Origin of the sequence: Allobosea sp., assembly GCF_035944895.1 — a bacterium.
GTDB lineage: Bacteria > Pseudomonadota > Alphaproteobacteria > Rhizobiales > Beijerinckiaceae > Allobosea.
This window is the reverse complement of record NZ_DASZAT010000010.1, coordinates 915,917-938,134: the sequence shown is the minus strand read 5'-3', so window position 1 is coordinate 938,134 and position 22,218 is coordinate 915,917. Positions and strand designations below refer to the sequence as shown.

General features: G+C 66.0%; 25 protein-coding genes and 1 tRNA gene. 9 read left to right on the top strand and 17 right to left on the bottom strand.

Annotated elements, in window-relative coordinates:
• The first annotated feature begins 117 nt into the window (after positions 1-117).
• Complete coding sequence (locus VGV58_RS20160) at positions 118-393, top strand: hypothetical protein (RefSeq protein WP_326875803.1); 276 nt, start codon at positions 118-120, stop codon at positions 391-393.
• Positions 394-407: 14 nt separating this feature from the next.
• Here VGV58_RS20160 and VGV58_RS20155 read toward each other — a convergent pair whose 3' ends face one another.
• Together VGV58_RS20155 and VGV58_RS20150 are read right to left on the bottom strand one after the other, a co-directional pair.
• A complete protein-coding gene (locus tag VGV58_RS20155; protein WP_326875802.1) occupies positions 408-1,058 on the bottom strand; it encodes a hypothetical protein in 651 nt (216 codons plus the stop codon).
• A 76-nt stretch (positions 1,059-1,134) separates the two neighbouring features.
• Positions 1,135-1,335, bottom strand: a complete 201-nt coding sequence (locus VGV58_RS20150) for a hypothetical protein (RefSeq protein ID WP_326875801.1) — start codon at positions 1,333-1,335, stop codon at positions 1,135-1,137.
• Positions 1,336-1,581: 246 nt separating this feature from the next.
• Here VGV58_RS20150 and VGV58_RS20145 point away from each other — a divergent pair, with 246 nt between their 5' ends.
• Positions 1,582-2,037 (top strand): hypothetical protein, encoded by a 456-nt coding sequence (locus tag VGV58_RS20145; RefSeq protein ID WP_326875800.1) that lies wholly within the window; start codon positions 1,582-1,584, stop codon positions 2,035-2,037.
• Between the two features lie 66 nt (positions 2,038-2,103).
• Here the strand turns inward: VGV58_RS20145 and VGV58_RS20140 are convergent, their stop codons facing one another.
• The 3 genes from VGV58_RS20140 to VGV58_RS20130 form a co-directional block, all read right to left on the bottom strand.
• Entirely contained in the window at positions 2,104-3,459 is a 1,356-nt protein-coding gene (locus tag VGV58_RS20140; RefSeq protein ID WP_326875799.1) for an amidohydrolase family protein, read from the bottom strand.
• Positions 3,460-3,646: 187 nt separating this feature from the next.
• On the bottom strand, positions 3,647-4,504 hold the full coding sequence (locus tag VGV58_RS20135) for a LysR family transcriptional regulator (RefSeq protein ID WP_326875798.1): 858 nt from the start codon (positions 4,502-4,504) through the stop codon (positions 3,647-3,649).
• Between the two features lie 132 nt (positions 4,505-4,636).
• Positions 4,637-4,712, bottom strand: a tRNA-Ala gene (locus tag VGV58_RS20130).
• A gap of 109 nt (positions 4,713-4,821) precedes the next feature.
• On the opposite strand from VGV58_RS20130, the gene VGV58_RS20125 reads away from it, so the two are divergent.
• The 4 genes from VGV58_RS20125 (at position 4,822) to VGV58_RS20110 (ending at position 7,077) form a co-directional block, all read left to right on the top strand.
• Positions 4,822-5,112 carry a YggT family protein gene (locus VGV58_RS20125; RefSeq protein ID WP_091836582.1) on the top strand — a complete coding sequence of 97 codons (291 nt, stop codon included), beginning with the start codon at positions 4,822-4,824 and terminating at the stop codon, positions 5,110-5,112.
• A gap of 4 nt (positions 5,113-5,116) precedes the next feature.
• Complete coding sequence (locus tag VGV58_RS20120) at positions 5,117-5,431, top strand: DUF167 family protein (RefSeq protein WP_326875797.1); 315 nt, start codon at positions 5,117-5,119, stop codon at positions 5,429-5,431.
• A gap of 72 nt (positions 5,432-5,503) precedes the next feature.
• Positions 5,504-6,223: a carbonic anhydrase gene (locus VGV58_RS20115; RefSeq protein WP_326875796.1), complete on the top strand. Its 720-nt coding sequence runs from the start codon at positions 5,504-5,506 to the stop codon at positions 6,221-6,223.
• Positions 6,224-6,402: 179 nt separating this feature from the next.
• Complete coding sequence (locus VGV58_RS20110) at positions 6,403-7,077, top strand: cold-shock protein (protein WP_326875795.1); 675 nt, start codon at positions 6,403-6,405, stop codon at positions 7,075-7,077.
• Between the two features lie 102 nt (positions 7,078-7,179).
• On the opposite strand, the gene VGV58_RS20105 is transcribed toward VGV58_RS20110, so the two are convergent.
• The 6 genes from VGV58_RS20105 to VGV58_RS20080 form a co-directional block, all read right to left on the bottom strand.
• Positions 7,180-7,719, bottom strand: a complete 540-nt coding sequence (locus VGV58_RS20105; RefSeq protein WP_326875794.1) for an MOSC domain-containing protein — start codon at positions 7,717-7,719, stop codon at positions 7,180-7,182.
• Positions 7,720-7,850: 131 nt separating this feature from the next.
• On the bottom strand, positions 7,851-8,339 hold the full coding sequence (gene bfr / locus VGV58_RS20100) for a bacterioferritin (RefSeq protein WP_057191938.1): 489 nt from the start codon (positions 8,337-8,339) through the stop codon (positions 7,851-7,853).
• Positions 8,340-8,447: 108 nt separating this feature from the next.
• Positions 8,448-8,735, bottom strand: coding sequence for a (2Fe-2S)-binding protein (locus VGV58_RS20095; protein WP_091836568.1), 288 nt, complete (start codon positions 8,733-8,735; stop codon positions 8,448-8,450).
• Positions 8,732-9,265, bottom strand: coding sequence for an iron response transcriptional regulator IrrA (gene irrA / locus VGV58_RS20090; RefSeq protein ID WP_326875793.1), 534 nt, complete (start codon positions 9,263-9,265; stop codon positions 8,732-8,734). Before irrA ends, VGV58_RS20095 begins: the two co-directional genes overlap by 4 nt.
• 169 nt (positions 9,266-9,434) lie before the next feature.
• On the bottom strand, positions 9,435-11,021 hold the full coding sequence (locus tag VGV58_RS20085; RefSeq protein WP_326875792.1) for a DHA2 family efflux MFS transporter permease subunit: 1,587 nt from the start codon (positions 11,019-11,021) through the stop codon (positions 9,435-9,437).
• Positions 11,022-11,297: 276 nt separating this feature from the next.
• The gene (locus VGV58_RS20080; protein WP_326875791.1) at positions 11,298-12,503 is read right to left on the bottom strand and encodes an HlyD family secretion protein; all 1,206 of its coding nucleotides are present in this window, start codon (positions 12,501-12,503) and stop codon (positions 11,298-11,300) included.
• 149 nt (positions 12,504-12,652) lie between these two features.
• On the opposite strand from VGV58_RS20080, the gene VGV58_RS20075 reads away from it, so the two are divergent.
• Complete coding sequence (locus VGV58_RS20075) at positions 12,653-13,327, top strand: TetR/AcrR family transcriptional regulator (RefSeq protein ID WP_326875790.1); 675 nt, start codon at positions 12,653-12,655, stop codon at positions 13,325-13,327.
• On the opposite strand, the gene VGV58_RS20070 is transcribed toward VGV58_RS20075, so the two are convergent.
• From VGV58_RS20070 to VGV58_RS20060, 3 genes are all read right to left on the bottom strand, one after another.
• A complete protein-coding gene (locus tag VGV58_RS20070; RefSeq protein ID WP_326875789.1) occupies positions 13,300-14,187 on the bottom strand; it encodes an alpha/beta hydrolase in 888 nt (295 codons plus the stop codon). The two genes, VGV58_RS20075 and VGV58_RS20070, sit on opposite strands and share 28 nt — an antisense overlap.
• 70 nt (positions 14,188-14,257) lie before the next feature.
• Positions 14,258-15,184: a DMT family transporter gene (locus tag VGV58_RS20065; RefSeq protein ID WP_326876175.1), complete on the bottom strand. Its 927-nt coding sequence runs from the start codon at positions 15,182-15,184 to the stop codon at positions 14,258-14,260.
• 172 nt (positions 15,185-15,356) lie between these two features.
• Positions 15,357-16,391: an aspartate-semialdehyde dehydrogenase gene (locus VGV58_RS20060; RefSeq protein WP_326875788.1), complete on the bottom strand. Its 1,035-nt coding sequence runs from the start codon at positions 16,389-16,391 to the stop codon at positions 15,357-15,359.
• A gap of 448 nt (positions 16,392-16,839) precedes the next feature.
• Here VGV58_RS20060 and VGV58_RS20055 point away from each other — a divergent pair, with 448 nt between their 5' ends.
• Together VGV58_RS20055 and VGV58_RS20050 are read left to right on the top strand one after the other, a co-directional pair.
• Positions 16,840-17,919 carry a hypothetical protein gene (locus tag VGV58_RS20055; protein ID WP_326875787.1) on the top strand — a complete coding sequence of 360 codons (1,080 nt, stop codon included), beginning with the start codon at positions 16,840-16,842 and terminating at the stop codon, positions 17,917-17,919.
• 122 nt (positions 17,920-18,041) lie between these two features.
• A complete protein-coding gene (locus tag VGV58_RS20050) occupies positions 18,042-18,347 on the top strand; it encodes a hypothetical protein (protein WP_326875786.1) in 306 nt (101 codons plus the stop codon).
• Between the two features lie 57 nt (positions 18,348-18,404).
• Here VGV58_RS20050 and VGV58_RS20045 read toward each other — a convergent pair whose 3' ends face one another.
• The 3 genes from VGV58_RS20045 to VGV58_RS20035 form a co-directional block, all read right to left on the bottom strand.
• Positions 18,405-19,841, bottom strand: a complete 1,437-nt coding sequence (locus VGV58_RS20045) for a homospermidine synthase (RefSeq protein ID WP_326875785.1) — start codon at positions 19,839-19,841, stop codon at positions 18,405-18,407.
• Positions 19,842-19,938: 97 nt separating this feature from the next.
• Positions 19,939-20,769, bottom strand: coding sequence for a phosphodiesterase (locus VGV58_RS20040; protein ID WP_326875784.1), 831 nt, complete (start codon positions 20,767-20,769; stop codon positions 19,939-19,941).
• Positions 20,770-20,876: 107 nt separating this feature from the next.
• On the bottom strand, positions 20,877-22,211 hold the full coding sequence (locus VGV58_RS20035; RefSeq protein WP_326875783.1) for an ABC transporter substrate-binding protein: 1,335 nt from the start codon (positions 22,209-22,211) through the stop codon (positions 20,877-20,879).
• Positions 22,212-22,218 lie beyond the last annotated feature (7 nt).

Genomic DNA, 22,218 nt, shown 5'->3' with positions numbered 1-22,218 from the left:
GCCGGACGGGTCTACCTCGCCCCCATCGCATTCTGCTGCCTCGCGCGGCCTCGCGATCTTTCGGCCCGCCATCAGCGCAGCGGCCGGGTGGATCGCCCAACCGACAGGATCCAAACCATGGCTCGCAAGAAATCAAAGCCGCTCGATGCCGCCTTCGTGCTGTTCGACGTGTTCTACGAAGACGGCTCGCGCAGCTCCAACCGCCGCGTGCCGAGCGAATTGCTCGGCGGGATCGATGGCGACGATCCCGCGCTGGACGCCATCCAGGAACAGGATCGCGTCATCGCCGAGAGGTCGGGCAAGCGCCCGCTCGCGATCAAGAGCCTGGTGCGTGCCGGCGAGGCCGAGAAGCAGGCGGCTCGCCAGGCGGAGAAGGCCTCCCGGCGGGGCTGACGCCTGCTGCTCGATTATCGCTTGGCGCGGCGGCGAGCTGCGGGCTGCGACTGGCCGCTAGTACCGCCGCTACTCAGCAGCGAGCCGATCACATAGAGCGCAAGCCCGACGCCGACCACGGCGGCGAGCGGCTCGCGTTCGCCGCGCTTCATCAGCATCTGCCCGCCCTCGCGAGCATAGTCGCGGCCCATGTCGAGATAGTCCTGGCCACGGGCGGCATAATCGCGGCTGCGCTCGAGCTGCTCGCGGCCGCTGCCGACGAAATCACGCCCGGCGCGGAGCGCCTGGTCGCCATAATCGCGCAGCATGCGGCTCCAGCCCGATGTGTCGGGCTGCCAACTCGACCAGCTGGAGCGACGCGGCGTCATCGCCCAGGCGATCAGGCCAACGCTGAGGGCGCCGACAGCGAAAGCTGCGAGCGGATGGCGGTTGACGGTCTCGACCGCGGCCTCGCCGGTTTCCTGGGCATAGCGGCTTGCATCGCGCAGCGTGTCGCGCGGATCGATCTCGGCGAGTTTTTCCTTTGCCCGGCCATAGCCGTCCTTGACGGTCTCGGCGGTGCGGTTGGCGAGGTCCGCGGCCCGGGCCGCGACGCTGCCTGTCGCACGGTCGATCTCATCCTCGCTGGAGGGCACGTCCGGCGGCAGGCGCTTGTCGTTGTCCATCGTTCGACTCCGTGGGCTCGAATGGCTTCATGGTCGAAACGAGGGAGCGGCGGCGGAGTTCCGCCGTCAGTCCGGATTAGCGCGTCGCACGGCGCGTGGTGCGGACCACGGCCGGAGCGCTGACCGCGCCGGCAGCCCCACCGACCACGGCGCCGACCGGTCCCGCGACGACGGCCCCGGTACCGGCGCCGACCGCCGCGCCGCTGACGCGCTGTTCCAGCGTCGTGCAGGCGGTGAGGCCGAGAGTAAGGATGGCGCAGGCAAAAGCGATCTTCATCGGGGAATCCCTTGTGAGCGGTCTGATGGAACCCGCAACTAGCCCAGAAGTTGCCGCAGGGCGATGGCAGAGATTTCCATCGTTGGTTAAGCTCGCTGCGGCGAGCTCGACTCATCGCCTAGAGCAGGATGCGAAAAAGTGGGAACCGGTTTTTCGCAGGAATCCTGCTCTAAGCTCTAGAATCGATCACGTTCATGATTTTGGATCGGTTCGACCCAAAATCATCGTGATCTAGGGAGACTGCACATGAAGACGCTTCTGTTCTCCACCGCTCTTGCTCTGATGACCATGGGCCTCGCCGGCGCGCCGGCCTCGGCCCTGACCATGAAGGAGTGCAGCACCAAATATCAGGACGCCAAGAAGGCGAACACGCTGAAGGGCCAGAAGTGGAACGATTTCCGCAAGGCCAACTGCGCCGATGACGACGCCTCGGACAACGATGCGGCGGCGGCGGTGACGGAGGCCCCGGCGGCGACGCCGGCTGCGACCACTCCGGCCAAGCCCGCCGGCAAGGCCAAGGCCGCGGTCTTCCCGAAGGCAGTGTCGCCGAAGTACTCCGACGAGACGGCCGGCAAGGCGCGCCTCAAGACCTGCGTCGATCAGTACAACGCCAACAAGGCCGCCAATGCCAATGGCGAGCTGAAGTGGATCGAGAAGGGTGGCGGCTACTGGAGCCAGTGCAATACCAGGCTCAAGGGCTGAGCAGGAACAGGTGCGGCGCGCCCGGACCTCGGGCGCGCCGGCAATCTCGTCTCGGCCTTATGAGCGTCAAGCCTTGGCTACGCTGCCATAGACCATCCGCCCCTTGTGGAAGGTGGCGCTGCGTGCCGGAACGCGGGCGACGGCCTCGGCCGAGCAGCTGGCGCCGACCAGGGTGAAGCCGGCGGTATCGCCGACCTTCGGCCAGGCGCGCTTGCCTTCGTCGTCGAGCGGCAGGACGCCGCCGGTGGCGATGGCGAGCGAGCGCGACAGACGGAACTCGTCGGAGTTGCGGTAGACCTGCGCGTAGAAATAGGACCGCTCCAGCATGTCGCCGCTGCCGAAGGGCGACCAGTGGTCGATCACGCTGTCGGTCCCCGTCATCACGAAGACGCCCTTGTCCTGCAATTGCGGCAGCGGCATCGTCAGGGCGCCGAGCGGCACGGTCGAGGCGATCGTCATCTTCTGGGCCGAAAGGCGCTGGATCGTCTCGGCCTGCAGGCCGGGCGCCATGGTCGCCAGGGCAAAGCCATGGCTGATCGTCACCTTGCCGCGCAGGGCCGGGTTCTTCTCGACGGTGTCGATCATGTAGGTGACCGCGGCAGCGCCGGACGGGCCGGTTTCGTGCAGGTGGATGTCGACGCCCTTGCCGGTGTCGAGCGCGATCTGGAACATCGCGTCGAGCGACTTCTCCATAGCCTTGTCGATATTGGTCGGATCGAGGCCGCCGACATACTGCACGCCCATCTTCATGGCCTCGCGCATCAGCCCGTCGACCTTGGAGTGCAGCAGGCCGTGCTGCGGGAAGGCGACGATCTCGCAGCTGAAATCATCGCGGTGCTTTTCGAGCGCGAGCAGCAGGTGCTCCAGGCTCTTCAGGCCGCTGACCGGATCGATGTTGCAATGGCTGCGGGCGGTGGTGGTGCCCTTTGACTGCAGGAGAGCGATCAGGCCTTCGGCACGCTCCTGCGAGGTCGGCAGCAGCGTCGGGATCAGCTTCTCCTCCAGCGCGATCATGTCCATGATCGTCTTGCCCTGGCGCGGGCGTGGCGCCTGCCAGGGGCCGCCATAGAAGGTCTTGTCGAGATGGATGTGCATGTCGCGCATCGCCGGGAGCGCGAGCTGGCCGCCGGCATCGTAGCGCGGCAAGGTGGCGGAGAGGGCGGCGCCGGCCGGATGCAGGGCGGCGATTATCCCGTCCTTGATCTCCAGCGTGTAGAGGCTGGTGCGGGTGCCGACCACGATGTCGCCGTCATAATCGAAGCCGTCTTCGAGCCGGACGCCGCCAAGATAGTAGTGGGGAGCCGTCAGTGTCGTGACATTGGTCTTGCCGGTGTCTTTCTCGGGCTTGCTCGGAGCCGCTTCGGCGCCGCCACCGGCAAGGCCGATGACCGCGGCGGCTGTGGTAAGCTGACCCGTCTGCATGAGAAAGCCCCTGCGGCTCTGGTGCTGCACGCTGCCCATGTCGTTTCCCCGGACTGGATGTTGGTGCCGCTCCATCTACGGGAGAGGCGTCCGCGGTGGCAGCGATGTTTGCCCATGATGATCATTCGATTTGACAATGATCAATGTGTCCAGGCCGATAGCCGGAAGCGAGCCTCAAAAAAACCGCCTATGGCTCCAGCCCGCAGAAGGCGCTGAGTTGTCCGGCGAGCGCTATGGCCGCGTCCGGAGCATTGTCGCGGTAGTAGAGCGCCAGTTCGAAGCCGGTCACGTCCGGCAGGCCTTCCGCCGCCCCAAGCACACGGTGGCTCTGCTGTCGGCAACTCGCCGGAAGCAGGGTCAGGCCGAGACCAGCGGCGGAGGCGGCGATGAGAGCAGCCAGGCTCGTGCTGGCGTAGCTGACGCGCCAGCGTATGCCGAGACCGTCCAGCGCCTCGCACAGTTCCTCGCGGTAGAGCCCGTTGAGCGGGAACACCGCCAGCGGCACCGGCGCTCGCTCAATGGCGGGGTGGGCCAGGCTGTCGAGCCAGAGCAATGGCTCGGGCCGCGCGGCGCGCGGTGGCTGGCGGCGGCGCTGCTTGACCAGGATCAGGTCCAGTTCCTCACGCTCATAGGCGCTGTAGAGATCGGCGCTGAGTCCGCTGGTGACGTCGAGCCGCAGATGCGGCTCCGCCAGGCTGAACCCGGCGAGCAGGCCGGCGGTCGGGACGGTGAAATCCTCGGGCATGCCGAGCCTCAGGACGCCGTCGCGCCAGAAGCCGGTCAGTGCGTCATGGGCCTCTTCGTGCAGAGCCAGGATGCGCCTTGCATAGCTCAGCAGCCGGCTGCCCTCCTCGGTGAGCTGGACCTGATGAGGGTTGCGCTCGAACAGAGGCCTGCCCAGCATCTCCTCCAGCCGCCGGACCTGCTGGCTGACGGTCGATTGCGACAGCGAGACCCGCTCGGCGGCGCGGGTGAAGCTCATGCTCTCGCAGACCGCGACGAAGCTCTGCAGCAGCTGCGGGTTGAACATGGGGTAGCGGGTCATCGTCGCGCTGCCGGGCGGCTCGAGGCGGGGCTCCGATACTAGGCACCGCAAGCGCTGGCAGCCAAGGCGACGCTATCGCTCGAGCTGCTTCAGCGGCATGATTTTGGGAGATCAACGATCAGTCGTTGGGCCTGGTGGAGCTGAGGGGATTCGAACCCCTGACCTCTGCAGTGCGATTGCAGCGCTCTCCCATCTGAGCTACAGCCCCCAGGGCGCTGGCCTTCTAGGCCTTGCGTTGCGCTCCTGTCAATCGCTTGCGGCAGGAGTTTTGTGGGGGCTCGTCGCAGAGCGCCCGGCCTTCTCGGAGATGCTGCTCGATGCGTGCCGTTCTCGACGTCGTGATGCTGGCGCTGAACCTCTATGTCTGGATCCTGATCGCCTCGGCGGTGCTGAGCTGGCTGATCGCGTTCAACGTCGTCAACACCCGCAACCAGTTCGTCTCGACGGTCTGGGATTTCCTTTACCGCATCACCGAGCCGGCGCTGCGGCCGATCCGTAACATGCTGCCCAATCTCGGCGGCATCGACATCTCGCCGATCATCCTGCTGCTGCTGATCTTCTTCATCCAGAGCGTGATCACCCGCTACATCTATCCCAACGTCTTCTAGCCGGTTGGCTGCCTGGTCCGCCACGCCCGATGGGCTGGCGCTCTCGATTCGCCTGACGCCGCGCGGCGGGCGCGATGGTCTCGACGGCGTCGAAACGCTGGCCGACGGGCGCCAGGTGCTCAAAGCCAGGGTCAGGGCTGCGCCCAGCGAGGGCGAGGCCAATGCCGCGCTGATCGCGCTGCTGGCCAAGGAATTTTCGGTCCCCCGCTCGCACGTTTCGCTGACGGCCGGTGCGAGCGCGCGCTTGAAGCGCATCCTGATCCAGGGCGAGGGCGAGGTGCTGGCGGCGCGATTGCAGAAGCGGCTTTGCGAGATTTGATGCTGCGCTGCAGCAGAATCATCACCGGCGGCTCTTGACGAAGGCACTCGCCTTCTGGCCCTTACTTGCGCCATGGACCAGCCAACTCCTCAGCCGTTCCCGCAGCGCCTGACGGAAGGCTATCGCGCCTTCCTCGACGACCGCTTCGTCCGGGAGCAGAGCCGCTACGAAAAGCTCGCCGAGAGCGGGCAGACGCCGAAGATCATGCTGATCGGCTGCTGCGATTCGCGCGTCTCGCCGGAGGTGATCTTCGATGCGAGCCCTGGCGAGATGTTCGTGATCCGCAACATCGCCAACCTGATCCCGCCCTTCTCGCCGGACGATCAGCTGCACGGCACCTCGGCCGCGCTCGAATACGGTGTCCAGGCGCTGAAGGTCGAGCATATCGTCGTACTCGGCCACGGCCGCTGCGGTGGCATCAAGGCCTTCGCCGACGATACGCAGGGACCGCTGTCGTCCGGCGATTTCATCGGCCGCTGGATCACGCTGGTCGAGCCCGCGGCCAGGCGCTCAGGCGGTCGCGGCCGGAACGAGACCCTGGACGATTATGTCGAGCGCCTCGCTCTGCTTTCGGTCCAGCAGTCGCTCGCGAACCTGCGCACCTTCCCTTGCATCAGCATTCTTGAGGGCAAGGGCAGGCTGCATCTGCACGGCGCGTACTTCGCGGTCGCGACTGGCATGCTCATGCTGCTCGATCCACAGACCGGGCAGTTCATCCCGGCCGTCGGCGAAATGCCGAAAAAGGTGCAAATGATCCGCTGCTCGGAAGCGGAGCCCGGACAGGACAGTTGACGTCTGCTCCGGAACGGGTGAGTTTTAAGCAATCCGCCGCTTGAAACGGCGGTCGTTGGGGAAAAAATTTGCGATCCGGCACGATTTCGCCGGACAAGCATTTTTGCTGCGCCGCACCGATGACGAACCCGGAAGCTTGCGCTAGATTGCGTGCTCCCGGTCACTATCGTTGAAGCTGCATGTTCGATCGTCGTAAGCCCGCCGCCCCGGCGCCCTTCGTCACCCACGAGAATATCGAAGCCAAGGTCAAGTGGTTCGATCCGGAGAAAGGCTTCGGCTTTGCCTCTCCGGCGGACGGTTCCGGCGACGTGTTTCTCCACATCTCGGCCATCGGCCCGCAGGATCCGCAGGATCTGCAGCCCGGTGCGACCATCATCTGTGATCTCGGCGAAGGCCGGCGCGGCCTGCAGGTCGTCTCCGTCCACGAGATCGATGCCTCGACCGCAGCCCCTGCCGCGCCGCGTGGCGCCGGCGGCCCGGGTGGCGGTGGCCGTCCGTTCTCGCCGCGCCCGCCGCGTGACGATTTCGGCGGTGGCTATGGCGGTGGCGGCGGTTATGACCGCGGCGACCGTGGCGGCTTTGACCGCGGAGGCTTCGACCGCGGCGATCGCGGCGGCTTCGATCGTGGCGCGAGCGCCCCGATGGAAGGCCCGTTCGACGGCGCCGTCAAATTCTTCAACACCGATCGTGGCTTCGGCTTCATCGCCCCCGACAAGGGTGGGCCGGACGTGTTCTTGCACGTCTCGTCGCTGAGCCGCAGCGGCCTGCAGCCGCCGATGGACGGGCAGCGCGTGCGCTTCTCGATCCGCGCCGGCAAGAAGGGCCCGGAGGCTGCGAACATCAGCTTCCTCTGAGTAGCTGTTCGCGAGCGCATCCCTTCGGTCAGGCTGTATCGGCCTGACCGGCCTGTGTTCTTGACGCTTCGATGAGGCGGCGGGCCGGAAGGCTCCGCCGCCTCAAACGCGTTCGAGGGCCCGATGCGGCAAGGCGGGCAAGCCGATCTCGATCGAATCGCCGGGGCGGACCTCGCCGCCCTCCAGCACGATTCCCATGACGCCGGCCTTGCGGATCAGGTTTCCGTCGGTGTCGCGGCCGAGCACGGCCTTGAGCAGGCCGGGCCGGAAGGCCTCGATCTGAACGCATGGATTGCGCAGGCCGGTGACTTCGACGAGAGCGTCGGAGCCGAGCCGCAAGCGGGCGCCGGTGGGCAAGGCAAGCAGGTCGATCCCGCGCGTGGTGACGTTCTCGCCCATATCGCCGGGCCGGAGCGCAAAACCGCCAGCTGCGAGCTCTTCGAACAGCTCTGCATGGATCAGGTGGACCTGACGCAAATTCGGCTGCGTCGGATCGACGGCGACGCGCGAGCGGTGTTTCACCGTCTCGCCGCAATGGGCATCTCCTTCGACACCGAGACCGGCGAGCAGGCGAATCGCCGGCAGGAGCGGTTTGCTGAAGCGGTGGCCTTCGTCCCGCGCGACTGCGACGATCGTACCCATTCGCCCACCCCTTCATGCCGAGGGCCGCTTTCTGGCACGCGTTGCAGCGTTTGGGGAGGCGCTTGTGCAACAAAAAAACCGGGCCTGTCACCAGGCCCGGTCGATCGCCCCTTTGAAACTGCTGCCGAAGGTCAGTGCTCGTCGCCCTCGAGCCCGCCGACATGCTTCTGGGTGTAGAGCTCGAGGCCGATGCGGCCGATCAGGTCGAGCTGGGTCTCCAAGAAGTCGATATGGCCTTCCTCGTCCTTCATCAGCGCCTTGAACAGGTCCTCGGAGGGGTAGTCGCCAACATCGCGGCAGTACTTCGCAGCTTCCTGATAGAGGGAGCGCGCCTCGACCTCGGCCTTGAGGTCGCACTCGATCACTTCCTTGACGTTCTCGCCGATGCGCAGCGCGTCAAGCGTCTGGAGGTTCGGGAAGCCTTCGAGGAAGAGGATACGGTCGACGAAACGGTCGGCGTGGACCATCTCCTCGATCGATTCCTTCTTCCAGGTCTTGGCCATGTCCTTCAGCCCCCAATTGTCGAGCATCCGGTAGTGCAGCCAATACTGGTTGATGGCCGTGAGCTCGGAGCGCAGGCCCTTGTTGAGGTATTCGATGACCTTCTTGTCGCCCTTCATGCCGCTCTCCTCGCAATCGACTACATTAGAATGATCCTAATGTAGAGCGGCTGGAGCGAAAAGGGAAGGGCGGAAAAACGCCCACGGAGGAGAAAAACCGCGGCGCCCTCAAGCGGCGACGCGGTCGTCGTTCTCCTCGATGCCGGCCATCATCAGGCCGACCGAGACATGCACGGCACATTCGACATCGTGGCTGGCGCAGCTATGGCACTGGCTGGCGCAGGCGGCGCGCGCCTCAACGAGCAGGGAACGGACTTCGCGGGCACAACGTCCGCAGTCCGGGCTGCAGCCGAGGCAATCATAGGCCTCGCCCGCAGTGCGCGGACCGCTGCCGTCAGGAGCAATGGTGCCCTTGATCTGACGGCAGGAAAGAACGTTGCAGGAGCAGACGATCACGCCCGGTGGCCCCCGGCGACCTTCGTCACCGTCTCCTCGCCATCGGCGCGACGCAGGCGCACGATCACCTCGACCGAGGAGATCATCATGCCTTCCGGCGCGACCGGCAGGCCCGAGACGTGAATCTCGGAACCCGGGATGTCGACGACGGTCTCGTCGTCCTCGTTGTAGAAGTGGTGGTGCTCCGAGACATTGGTGTCGAAGAAGGTCTTCGGCCCGGAGACCGAGACCTGGCGCAGCAGGCCGGCCTCGGAGAACTGACGCAGCGTGTTGTAGACGGTCGCGAGCGAGAGCGGCTCGCGGGCACGCAGCGCCTCCTCGTAGAGCATCTCGGCGCTGACATGGCGGTCGCCCTTGGCAAAGAGCAGCCAGCCCAGCGCCATGCGCTGGCGGGTCGGACGCAGGCCGACGCTGCGCAGGCGCGCCTTGACCGCGCTGATCGGGCAGGCGGCGGGGGCCTTCTGCGGCCAGGGGATCTGCTCCGCCTGGGCTCGCGCCGGGCTGCCATCCTTGAGGGACAGAATGCTCATGAACGCCTTCCAACTCGAAAATCGCCGTGCTGTAGTTTAGAATTTATCTAAACTACTGATATTGTTAGTATTTTTGCCGTCTCCGAAGCCGACTGTCAATCTCTTCGCACCTGCGGCAAGACGCATCAGGGGGTTGTCCACGGTGCAGGCGACCCATTTGGCGAGCCTCCTAGTGCCCGCCGCCCCCGGCTCCAGGCTTGGCCGCCGGCGGCTTGGTCATAAAGAGGGACAGCAGCACCAGGGCGCCGAAGATCACGGTCAGGCCGAGAAAGACGTCGCCGAAGGCCATGACCAGCGCCTGCTTGTGAGCCCGCTGGGTCAGCAGCTTCAGCGCCATCGACTGGGCGGCGTCGCCATATTCGATGAAGCGCTGCGTCATCGAGGCGAGGTTCTCTTCGGCGATCTGACGGCCGGCGGCGACAGCCTCGTGCAGGCGCGTGATGTGCAGGTCGGTGCGGCTGTTGAGCAGGGTGTTGATGACGGCGAGCCCGACCGCGCCGCCGAGATTTCGGGTGAGGTTGTAGAGACCGGAGGCATTCTTGAGCTGCTGCGGCGGCAAGGTGCCGAGGGCGAGATTGTTGATCGGCACCATGCACAGCATCAGCGAGCAACCGCGCAGGATCTGCGGCACCAGGAGCTCATAGAAGTCCCAGTCGGCGGTGATCCCAGAGGCGATGTAGGTGCCGAGCGCGAAGCCGCCGAAGCCGATCATCATCATGATGCGCGGGTCGAGCTTGGCCGAGAGGCGTCCCGCGATCGGCGCCGTCAGGAACATGGCGAGGCCGGTGACGAACATGGTCTCGCCGATCATCAGCGCGTCATAGCCGCGAATGCGCCCGAGATAGACCGGATAGAGATAGGTCAGGCCGTAAAGGCCGATGCCCATGGTGAAGGAGAACAGCGAGCCGAAGGCGAAGTTGCGGTTCCTGAAGGCGTAGAGATCGACCAGCGGATCGTCGCGCGTCAGCGCCCGCCAGAAGAACAGGACGGCGCCGACGACCATCACGAAGGAGAACAGGACGATCTCGTGGCTCTCGAACCAGTCGAGCCGCGTGCCTTCCTCGAGCACGTATTCCATGCTGCCGAGGAAGGCGGCCATGGCGCCGAGGCCGATCCAGTCGAAGCGCTTGAGCAGGCTGTGATCGGGCTTGTCGAAGTCGATCAGGTTCCAGGCCGCGATGGTGACGGCGATGCCGGGGACGACATTGACCAGGAAGAGCCAGTGCCAGGAGAAGGCGTGGCTGAGATAGCCGCCGACCGTCGGCCCGATCGTCGGGGCGAGCGTCGCGATCAGGCCGATCAGCGGCGAGACGATCGGTCGCTTGGAGGCCGGGAAGATGGTGAAGGCCGCGGCGAAGACGCCGGGAATCATGCCGCCGCCGATGAAGCCCTGGATCGCGCGCCAGAGAATCATCTCGTTGATCGAGCTGGAGGTGGCGCAGAGGATGCTCGAGACCGTGAAGCCGGCGGCGGCGATCGAGAAGAAGACGCGGGTCGACAGCGCCCGGCTGAGATAGCCGGACAAGGGGATCATGATGACTTCGGCGATCAGATAGGCGGTCTGGACCCAGGCGATCTCGTCGCTGGACGCGGACAGGCCGGCCTGGATCTCGGCGAGCGAGGCCGAGACGATCTGGATGTCGAGGATCGCCATGAACATGCCGAAGACCATCGCCAGGAAGGCGAAGATCCGGCGCAGCGGAATGGCGTCGGCAGCCGGTGCGGCGGCCGGGATGGCGGTCGTGGCGGTGGCCATGCGGCCTCCTCGACAGGAGATTTCTGTCTGGTTTACGAAGCCGGGCCCTCGGCCCGAGGAGCGCCGTGAGGCGCGGTGCGCTTTGGCCCAGAAGGGGCGGTTGAGCCTTGGCGCATCGCCGTTCCCCGGTCAGGAACGGCTCCTCGGGTCGAGGGCCCGGCGAGAGCCGGATCCGATCAGCTGGGATCGATCTGATCGGTGAATCCGTCTCTCACTTTCAGTATGAGACCGTTTTGCCGACCGGTTGGCGCGCAAGCCGGTCGGAACGGGCTCCGATTACCTGGCCGCATTCGGGCGCGGGTCGATCGAGACCACGACCGACATGCCCGGGCGCAGAATGTGCTTGCCGGCGGATTCAGGTGACAGGGCGATGCGAACCGGCACGCGCTGCACGATCTTGGTGAAGTTGCCGGTGGCGTTGTCGGGCGGCAGCAAGGTGAAGACCGAGCCGGTGCCGCCGGCGATGCCGCTGACCGTGCCGTCGAAGACCTGGCCGGGCAGGGCGTCGACGGTGATCTTCGCCCTGTCGCCGATCTTCAGCGGGCCGACCTGCGTCTCCTTGAAGTTGGCGTCGACATAGACCTTGTCGAGCGGCACGATCGACATCAGGCGCTTGCCGGCGCTGACGAGATCGCCAAGCTGCATGTTGGTGTTGGCGACGAGGCCGTCGATCGGCGCCGAGATCGACATGAAGGAGAGATCGCGCGCGGCCTTGTCCTCGGCGACCTTAAGCTCGTCGATCTGGCGGGCGGCCTCGACGCGCTGTGCCTTCAGCACCTCGATATTGGCCTGCGCTTGCACGACGCCGGCCTTGGCGCTGGCGAGCGAGGCGACGGCCTGGTCGCGTGCTGCGGTGGCGGCGTCCAGGGTCGCCTGCGAACCATAGGACTTGGCGGCGAGGTTGTGGGCGCGGTCGAAATCGGCGGTGGTGCGGGTGACGGCGGCCTCGGCCGAAATCTGCTGCGCCTGCGCCTGCTGGAGGCTGGCACGAGCGGCTTCGATCTGCGCGTCGATGCGTGAGAGCGTCGCCTTGGCAGTCGCGCTCTTGGCCTGGGCGCTCTCCAGCGCGATGCGCTGGTCGCCATCGTCGAGCTTGACGAGGGGCTGGCCGGCCTTGATCTCCTGGTTCTGCGTCACCGCGATCGTGGCGATGTTGGCGGGCAGCTTGGCCGAGATCGTCGCCATCTCGGCGCCGACATAGGCGTCGTCGGTCGAGACGATGAAGCGGCCATTGCGCCACCAGTCGATGCCATACCAGAGGCCGGCGGCGAGGGCCGTTCCGGCGACCAGGATCAGCGCGACACGCTTGACGCCGCTGCGCTTGCGCGCCGGCTTCTCGCCGGCCTGGGGTGGGGCGGCGACGTCCTCGCTCGGCTTGCGGTTTTCGAGGGGCGCGGGAGTCTGTTCCAGCGCCGGGTCGACCAGCTTCAAACGGTCGCGGCGTGGCTCAAGGCGCTTTTCAAGGGTGGTTTCGGCAGTCATGGTGACAATGCCCTGACAATCTGGTTTCGAACCACTCGGTTCGATTGCGCTTGAAATAGCGCCGTATGGGGTGCATATCAAGAGGAATTCGAACCGATCGGTTCGATTATTTTTGCAAGCGCGACTATGCGCGGGACGGATGGAACAGAATGAGCGCGACGCTCGAGCCGCGACATGTCAAGGCGATCTCCCGCAACCGGCGGGTCGCGGGCGCCGATCCCGAGAAGCGCCACCAGATTCTGGAAGGGGCGCATGCCGTGTTCGCGGCGCGTGGTTTCGATGCAGCCAGCATGAACGACATCGCCGCGGCGGCGAACGTCTCCAAGGGCACGCTCTATGTCTATTTCGAAGACAAGGAGCATCTCTTCGTCGCGCTGATCGAACGCGAGCGCGAGAAGCAGAAGCAGGGCATGTATGAGGCCCTCGCCGAAGAGCCTGATCTTGCCCTTGCGCTGACGAATTTCGGTGCCGGTCTGGTGCGGCTGCTGACCGGCCCCTTCGCGATGAGCGCACACCGGATCGTGCTCGGGGTCGCCGAGCGCATGCCCGATCTCGGCCGTGAATTCTACGAGCGCGGCCCGATGCAGGGCGCGCGGCATCTGGCGGCATTTCTTGATCAGCGCGTCGCCAAGGGCGAATTGGCGATCGCGGACACGGCCCTGGCGGCGGCGCAGTTCGTCGACCTCGCGCAATCGACCCTGATGCGCCCGCGCCTGTTCAATGCGGTGCGCACGCCGCCGAGCGAGGACGAGATCGCGCGCGTCGTCGGCGAGGCGGTGACGATGTTCATGACCCGCTATGGCGTCGCGGACAAACGGGGCTGAGCGCGGGTAAAGCGAACGATATCGGCGAGAACCGGAGCGCGGCTGCGGAAGCCGGCGTTCAGCGCGAGCAGGATGCCGGCGTGGCCGAGACCGGGATAGCTCTTCAGCTCGACCGTTGCCCCGGTAGCCCGAAGTTTCGCGGCGAGCGCGACGCTGTTGCGCGGCCTGACCGTCTCGTCCCCATCGCCGGTGGCGAGGAAGATGCGCGGCGCAAGGGCGCTGGCGAAGCTGATCGGCTGTGTCTCGGCGAGACGCGGGAATTCGCCGAAGGCGGCGATGCTGCGCGGGTCGTCGAGCGGCAGGAAATCATAGGGCCCAGCTAGGCCGGCGACGCTGCGAATGAAGCGGGGTGGCAATCCTGCTCGGGCGAGGAAACGCCCGTCGAGCGACAGCATCATCGCATTGTACGCGCCGGCCGAATGACCGCTCAGCGCGATCCCGGTGGGATCGCCGCCATAGGGCGCGATGTGGTCGCGGACCCAGCGCAGGACCAGCGCGCCGTCGTCGACGAAAGCAGGGAAGAGGACCTGCGGGACCAGGCGATAGTCGGGGACGACGGTGACGAAGCCTTGCGCCGCGAAGGCACGGCCGACGAAGCCGTAGTCCGACCGCTCGCCGCTGTTCCAGCCCCCGCCATAGAGAAAGACCATGACCGGCATGGGGCTTGCGCCTTGCTGGGGCACATAGACATCGAGCTTGTGGCGCTCGTCCGGGCCGTAGGCGAGGCCGCCCGCAGCGAGGCGGCCGCCCGAATCGGCCGGGGTGAACGCATTGAGCAAGCCGAGCGGCGAGCAGGCCGATAGCAAGGCCGAGCCGGCGGTGAGGAAGGCTCGGCGACCGAGCCGAATGAAAGAGGTCATTACGATGCGAGGCTAGGATGAGGACGATGCTCTGGATAGAGCGCCAACCTTCGCCTGGATGCAGCTTCGCCTATCTCCCGGTGACCTTCCGGGCCCTGATCCGTTCGCGATGGGCGGTGTAGAGGCCCGACGCGATGATGATCGCCGAGCCGAACCAGGTGAAGGCATCGGGTAGCACCGAAAACAGGATGAAGCCGAAAGCCGAAGCCCAGAGCAGCTGGACATAGGAGAACGGCGCCAGCAGCGAAGCGTCGGCATGCCGGAAGGCCTGGATCACGAACCAGTGCCCGACCGTCGAGGAGACGCCGATGAAGAGGCCGACCAGCAGCGCCTCCGTCGACAGCGGCTGCCAGGTCAGGGGCTGGAGCGCCGAGAGCAGGATGCAGCCGACGACCGCCGACCAGGCGAGCGTCGTGACCGGGTTTTCGGTGGCGCTCATCATCCGGGTGACGATCAGGGCGAAAGCCCAGGTCGCGGCCGAGAGTACCGGCAGCATCGAGGCCGCCTGGAAATCGCTGCCCCCGGGACGAACGACGATCAGCACGCCGATCAGGCCGACGGCGGTCGCGGTCCAGCGCCGCCAGCCGATCTTCTCGCCGAGGATCGGGATCGAAAGCGCCGTGACGAAGAGCGGCGAGACGAAACTGGTCGCGGTCGCATCGGCGATCGGCAGATAGCGCAGCGACGAGACGAACAGGATCGAGGAGACCGTGACGGCGACGCCGCGCAGGATCTGCATGCTCGCTCGTCGCGGCTTCAGCTGCGCGAAGCCGCCGGGGGCGGCGACCGCCAGCATGATCAGGGCGAAGGCGGCATAGCGCAGCCAGACGACCTGGATCGCCGGTGTCGTGGCGGTCAGGTATTTCGAGGCGACGTCGGCAGCGGAGAGGAAAACGCTGCCGAGCAGCATCAGGCCGATGCCACGCAGGCTGTTGTCGCGCCGCGGCGCAGGGCGTTGCGGCGGCTCGGCCGGAGCTGGTTCGACCGGCAGAGGCACTCTGGTCAAGGTGTCGGGCAAGGGCTTTGGCGAATCTCGATGGGCCGGCTGACCCTAGCCGATGATCCGGGCGATCCCTCGCGCAAATCCGGCACGGCCGCCATGCGTCCGCGCAAGAAAAAGGCGGGCACGAGGCCCGCCTTGAAATTTTCTTTAAATCAGCCGGCTCGATTCAGGCCGCCTGCTTGCGTGGCTGGATCAGCTTGCGGTTGACCAGCACCTCGGCGATCTGGACCGCGTTGAGCGCGGCGCCCTTGCGCAGATTGTCCGAAACGCACCAGAAGGCGAGGCCGTTCTCGACCGTGGCGTCCTCGCGGATGCGCGAGATATAGGTTGCATCCTCGCCGGCCGCCTCGTGCGGGGTGATGTAGCCACCGGGCTCGTGCTTGTCGATGACGAGGATGCCGGGGGCGGTGCGCAGCACCTCGCGCGCCTCCTCGGCAGTGATCGGCTTCTCGCACTCGATGTTGACGCTCTCGGAATGGCCGATGAAGACCGGCACGCGCACGCAGGTGGCGGTCAGCTTGATCTTCGGATCGAGGATCTTCTTGGTCTCCGCCATCATCTTCCACTCTTCCTTGGTGAAGCCGTCTTCCATGAAGACGTCGATGTGCGGAATGACGTTGAAGGCGATGCGCTTGGAGAACTTCTTCGCTTCGACCTCGCCGGCGGCGAAGACCGAGCGGGTCTGGTTGAAGAGCTCGTCCATCGCCTCCTTGCCGGCGCCGGAGACCGACTGATAGGTCGAGACGACGACGCGCTTGACGCCGAAGCGTTCATGCAGCGGCTTCAGGGCCACGACGAGCTGCGCGGTCGAGCAGTTCGGGTTGGCGATGATGTTCATCTTGCTGAAGCCGGCCGCGGCGGCGGCGTTCACTTCGGGCACGATCAGCGGCACGTCAGGGTGCATGCGCCAGGTCGACGAGTTGTCGATCACGACGGCGCCCTGCGCGCCGATCTTCGGCGACCATTCCTTCGAGACCGCGCCGCCGGCCGACATCAGGCAGATGTCAGTGTCGGAGAAGTCGTAATGCTCGAGCGCCTTCACCTTCAGCGTCTTGTCGCCGAAGGAGACCTCGGTGCCGACCGAGCGGGAGGAGGCAAGGGCCACCACCTCGCTGACGGGGAAAGCGCGCTCGGCGAGGATGTCGAGCATCTCATGGCCGACATTGCCTGTGGCGCCGACGATCGCGACCTTGAAGCTCATGCTGGTAATTCCTTCTGGCGAAACCGGTTCAGTCTCCCCGGGGAGGCCGTCGCCGCTCATCTCGCTTGCGGGTTCGGCCGGTTGACCCCGGCCGGGGGGGAGAACCCGGAATCGAGGCGACGTGTCAGTGCGACGTCCGGGTTTTCCCGGCCGTCGTTTTGGTCGTGGTTTTCGTCGTCAGACGGAACGTCACTGAGCCAACCTGAGCATCATCGCGAAGCCGGGAGATAAGTGTCCGGCGCGCAATCCCAAACACAAGCTGCCGTAAAAAGTCAATCGTCCTGCTGGCGCTTCGCCATTAACCCTGCCTCCTTACCGGCCATTGACCCTGTTTCGCGATGGATCGCGCCCGGTAACGGCCTGCTCATGGCAGCCAGTGAAAGCTCACCTGCGAGTGGGACGAAGCGGCTTGCAGGGGTGTGGGCCGTCCAACGGGTTGGGTATTGTCGTGTCCGGGGACGAGATCAGCGCCATCTGGCAGCGTTTCAAGCTGCGCCTGCAGGAAAGCGGGCAACGCCTTCAGCCGCGTCTGCAGGACCTGGCGAACGCCGCACCGAGCCGCTTCGATCTTGCAGCGCGGCTGGTGGATGTCGCCGACGCAGCCGAGACCGGCCTTGCACGGATCATGCGGCCGGTCCGGCGCGCCCTCCGTTCCGGCGCGATCGGCCTGACCGGCGGCCTTGTCTGGCGCGGCCTGGCGGCCCTGACCGGAGTCAGCCTGACCGCGGTGCTCGTCGCCGGTCTTTCGTCGGGCTCCTCGGACCCGGCACTGGCGAGCCTCGCTTCGCCGGCCGAAGCTTCGGCAGCTCCCCTGATCCGCGACGTTCGCCTGCAGGCGCTCCCGATCGCCGCCGGGCAGGAGGGCTGGGTGATGATCGGCCGCCCGATCGCGCTGTTCGGCCTGGAATCGCCCGAGCTCGACAAGCGCAGCACCTATGAGGCGCGGCGGAGCCAGGACAGTCAACGCCGCGAGGACGTGCTGAGCTTCGGTGAATTCGCCGACAGCAAGTCCTTCCTGTCGCTCAAGTTCCAGGTCAATCGCGATGCGCAGGTGCAGAAGGCGCTCGCCGGGCTGGCGCAACCCTTCGTGATCACGCTGGTGCGCGAAAGCGCGGCGCGCGGGCTCTCGGTCGGGCGCAGCGGCGCGGCGACCATGATCGAGACCAAGTTCGGCACTGTCGAGACTGCCGATATCGGCCTGAGCGACGGCGCGGCAGGGCGGGCCTGCATCGCCTTCCGCCATCTCGACGCATCGGCGCATCTCTCCTTTTCCGGCTGGTGGTGCGGCAGCGAGGCACGGCCGGCCGACCGGGCGCAATTGATCTGCCTGATCGACCGGATCGATCTTCTGAGCGCCGGCGACGATCCCGAGCTGCGCGCCAGTTTCGCCCGCACCGAACTCAACCGCCGGCAGGGCTGCTCGGTGCCGCGGCTGGCGGCAACCGGCCGCAAGGGCTCCTGGCTCGATGCCGACGGCAAGGCCCCGGCACTGCGGCCGACCAGCGCCAAGCATGCGCAGACGCGGTAACGGCCTCGTGTTGCGGCCGTGCACTGGCGAGGCGCAATAAAAGCATTAACTCTGGACTTGTATCGTCGGCGATAGCCGGTTCGCCGCAATCTCGGCGGGGGCAACCGCTTCAGGAGATCGTCATGCGTTCGCTTTCCCGTCTCGCCGCCGGCCTCGCTTTGTCGGTCGCAGCCGTTACCTTTGCTGCGTCTGTGGCCGAGGCGCAGCAGCAGCGCCGTCCGCTGCGTGTCACCGTCCAGAAGCGCAGCTATTTCGACGCCGGCAAGGTCGTGCCCGTCGGCAGCATGAACCGCTATGCGACGCAGAACATCGTCGCGAGCCCGGTCTACTTTTCGTCCGGCGAGCTCTATGGCGAAGGCACGCTGCCTTCGCGCATCGGCTCGGGCGCCAACCCCTTCGCCAACAGCTTCTCGACGCCGCGTTTCTGAGCGGCGGCACGCATGAACTGAAAAGGCCCGCCGTGAGGCGGGCCTTTTGCTTTGGCGTCAGCGCACCAGGATGTTCCTGAACTGCCAGGGATCGCTGGTATCGATGTCCTCCGGGAACAGTCCCGGGCGGCCATCGAGCGGCGTCCAGTCGGTGTAGTAGCCCTTCACTGGGCCGAGATAGGGCATCTGGATCGAAAGGCAGCGGTCGAGATCCATCTCCTCGACCTCGACGATGCCGGCCTTGGGGTTCTCCAGCGCCCAGACCATGCCGGCGAGCACGGCGGACGTGACCTGCAGGCCGGTCGCGGTCTGGTAGGGGGCGAGCTTGCGCGCTTCGTCCGTCGAGAGCTGTGAGCCGAACCAGTAGGCGCCCTTGTCGTGGCCGTAGAGCAGCACGCCGAGCTCGTCGATGCCGTCGATGACCTCGTTCTCCTCGAGGATGTGGTGCTCTTCCTGTGGCCGGCCGGCATTGCCGAACATCTCGTGCAGCGAGAGTACCGCGTCGTTGGCCGGGTGATAGGCGTAGTGGCAGGTCGGCCGGTAGATCGCCTTGCCGGCCTCGTCGCGTACGGTGAAGTAGTCGGCGATCGAGATCGACTCGTTATGCGTTACCAGGAAGCCGTATTGGGGGCCCGGGGTCGGGCACCAGCTGCGCACCTTGGTCTCGGCGCCGGGCTGCATCAGGTAGATCGCTGCCTGCGAGCCGGTCTCGTGGGTGCGGGCGTTGTCCGGCATCCACTTCTCATGGGTGCCCCAGCCCAGCTCGGCCGGCTGGACACCCTCGGAGATGAAGCCCTCGACGGACCAGGTGTTGACGAAGACGCCCGGCGGCTTGGGGTTCTTCGAGCGCTGTGTGTCGCGTTCGGCGATGTGGATGCCCTTGACGCCGACCTGCTTCATCAGCCCGGCCCATTCCTCGCGGGTGGTCGGCTGCGGCACGTTGAGGCGCATGTCGGAGGCGATGTTGAGCAGAGCCTTCTTGGCCAGCCAGGAGGCCATGCCGGGGTTGGCGCCGCAGCAGGAGACGGCCGTGGTCGAGCCCGGCGCGCGGGCGCGCTTGGCAGCGAGAGTCATCTCGCGCAGCGCATAGTTCGAGCGCTCGCCCGGGCCCTTCGTCTCGTCGAAATAGAAGCCGAGCCAGGGCTCGTTGACCGTGTCGATATAGAGGGCTCCGAGGCTGGAGCAGAATTCCATCAGGTCGCGCGAGCCGGTGTCGCAGGACAGGTTGACGCAGAAGCCCTGGCCACCGCCCGCGGTCAGCAGCGGCTCCAGCATGGTCTTGTAGTTCTCGAGCGTCACGGCTTCCTGGATGAAGCGGATACCGCGCTCGTCCAGAAGGGCGCGGTTGTCGTCGTCGGGTGCGATCACAACGAACCGGCTCTTGTCGAATTTGAGATGCCGCTCGATCAGCGGCAGTGTCCCGCGGCCGATCGAACCGAAGCCGATCATCACGATCGGGCCGCTGATCTCGCCGTATACGGGCCAATCCGTCATTCTTTTTCACTCCTGGGTGGTCTGGTTGAGGATAAGCGGACGCTGGTATGGCCTGGCGCCCCCAGGGTCAACCGGGAGGGGCGCCGGACGGGTGATGTCAGGCCTGCGCGCCTGGATAGTCGGCGTCGAGCACGAAGGGGTAGGGGCCGGGATAGCGCTCGACATAGGCCATGTGGCTGATGAGGCCGGTGCCGGCGCGATAGCTGTGCAGGTAATAGGCGGGCGGCTCCATATGGAAGGTCGCCGGCCCCTCCGGAGCAAGATCGAGCGTGACCTGATGCGTCACGCTCGGCGCGATCTGCGCGGTCGTGCCGGCGAAGCGCGTCGTGATCGGCCGGTGATGGTGGCCGCAGAGAATGCGCTCGACGTTCGGGTAGCGGGCGACGATCTCGCGGAAGCCCTCGGCGCCTTCGATGAGGCGGATGCGGTCCATGTGGATGATGCCGCAATCGAAAGGCGGGTGGTGCATGAAAATGACCACCGGCTTGCCGTTCGCGCCGGCGAGTTCCTTCTCCAGGAAAGCGAGGCGCTTGTCGCAGAGCGCGCCGGCGCTCTGGCCGGGCAGCAGCGTGTCAAGGCCGATCAGCCTGATATCGCCGAGATCGGCGCTGAACTGGACGAAGCCGTCGTCGAGCACGGCGTGCGGTCCGAGCGTCAGGCCCGCCGTCAGGGTCTCGCGGCGATCGTGATTGCCCGGCAGCAGCAGGACCGGCACCTCGATGCGCTCCAGCAGGTTCGCCAGCAGCCCGTACTCCTCGGCGAGACCGCAATCGGTGAGATCGCCGGTGATCACCAGCGCATCCGGCTGCGGGCGCAGGGCTGCGACGACGTCGAGCGCGCGCTCGGTCAGGGCGTTGGTCTCGGAGACGCGGTAAGCCGGCTTGCCGAGCGGGCGGATGTGCAGGTCGGTGAGGTGGGCGATCAGCATGGTCGTCTTGTCCGGGAGGAAGGCGTCATGGCCGGGCTCAACCCAGCCATTTCGGGAGGGAAAAAGCCGTATCCGGGCCTGGATCCGGATACGGCTCTCTTGTCAGGTCACTGCGTCGGCAGCTTGAGCGCGGTCTGCTCGACATAGGGCTTCATGATCTCGTCGGCGGTCTTCTGGGCCGAGGCGAGCGCCTCCTTCGGCTGCTTCTTGCCGGAGAGCACGGCCTGAAGCTCGTCCTCGATCGCCTTGCGAACGACGACGGTCTTGTAGGTGGCGAACCAGGGCTTGGCGTAGGCGAGCTGGTCGACCGCGACCTTGGCGTCGGGGTTCTTCTCGAGGAAGGCCTTCATCTCCGGCAGGTCGTAAGCGCTCATATTCGGGGCGAAGTAGCCGGTGGCGCGGCTCCACCAGCCGGATTTCTCCGGCGAGGTCATCCAGTTGATCAGCGTCCAGGCAGCCTTCCTGCGCTCGCCATCGACACCGGTCGGAATCACCAGCGAGGCGCCGCCGATCGGCACCTGATTCTGCAGGTTCCTCGGCACGAAGGCGACCTTCAGCGGGAACTTGGCGTTGTTGCGGACATGCGTCAGCGATCCTGTCGAGGTCAGCATCATCGAGGCCTGGCCCGAGAGGAAGGCGGTGGTGACCGCGCCGCCCTGCTGGACGCCAGGCTGCAGAGCCTTCTGCTTGACGATCAGGTCATTCCAGAAAGTCAGGGCGCCGAGGGTCGAGGGCGCGTCGTAATAGACCTCTCCGGCGTAATCGAGATTGAACCAGCGGCCGCCGTTCGAATAGGTCAGCGCCTGCAGGATCCAGCCGCCGGTGTCGTATTGCGAGGGGATCGAGATGCCCCAGCGGGTAACGCGGTCGCCTTCCCGCCTGGTCAGCTTCTTGGCTGCGGCGGCGAACTCGTCCCAGGTCTTCGGCGGGTTTTCGGGGTCGAGCCCGGCTTCCTTGAAGTGCTCGGCATTGATGTAGAGCAGCGGCGTCGAATTGTGGAAGGGCACGCCGTAGACCGAGCGCTCGATCACGGCATTGCCATAGAGCGCCGGGAAGAACTGGCCCATGAAGCCGTCATTGTTCTTGCCGTCGGCCTTGATCAGGTCGTCGAGCTTCTGGACCTCGCCCTCGATCTTGAGGTCGAGCAGGAAGTTCGCCGACATGATCGCCGCGGCCGGCGGCTTGCCGGCCTTCATCGCGGCGCGGGTCTTGATCAGGGTCTCGTCATAGGAGCCGGTGTAGACCGGGGTCGCCTTGATCGTCGGGTTCTTCTCGTTGAACTCCTTGATCAGGGCGGTCATGTCACGGGCGAGCTGGCCGTCGACCGGGACGGGGAAGAACAGGTCGATCTCCGTCGGCGCCTGCGCGAAGGCGGGCGCGATGGCGAAGGAGGCAGCCAGGGCTGCGCCGGCGAGAACCGATCTGCGGGTGGTGCTGGTCATTGTCTGG